Origin of the sequence: Brevibacillus sp. MER 51 (genome assembly GCF_023714195.1) — a bacterium.
Lineage (GTDB): Bacteria > Bacillota > Bacilli > Brevibacillales > Brevibacillaceae > Brevibacillus.
This window is the reverse complement of record NZ_JAMAUS010000055.1, coordinates 1-464: the sequence shown is the minus strand read 5'-3', so window position 1 is coordinate 464 and position 464 is coordinate 1. Positions and strand designations below refer to the sequence as shown.

General features: G+C 43.5%; 1 protein-coding gene. It reads left to right on the top strand.

Annotated elements, in window-relative coordinates:
* Positions 1–97: 97 nt before the first annotated feature.
* Positions 98–464 (top strand): hypothetical protein (locus tag M3630_RS30590; RefSeq protein WP_251254670.1); only part of this gene is annotated, 367 nt, incomplete at its 3' end.

Sequence of the window (464 nt, the reverse complement as noted above, 5' to 3'; positions counted from 1 at the left end):
CACGAATGATTGATAAAGTTGTTAACACCCCATCGCTATTTTGTATTATCATTTTATCACTACCCTCCTACCGATTTAGAATCAGCCTTTCAACAGTGTGGATATTTTGCCAACTTCTCTTACCGATCTTGATTTAACCCCGCTCAAACGTTTTTCTCATAACGTCATCGCCAATATCCGTGCCACGGGTCACATGCTAATAGGTTCAAAACGTGCGTTTTATTGGGTCAAGCCCACCGTATGGCAATTTTTGTTGTTTGGATTGACGGCACTGGCAAGTAATTTGCTGTTTTCGTGGCTCGTTGCTGAAGATGCCACCCATTTTAATCCACAAGGGCTGATCAGTTATTTGGTGTGGCCGATGGTGATGTTGGTGGCAGGATTGATTCTTGCCAAACGGCATTTTAATGCCATGCTGATTTTTGTGCCGGCGATTTTGTGGCTGTGTGCTGACACTTTCATGA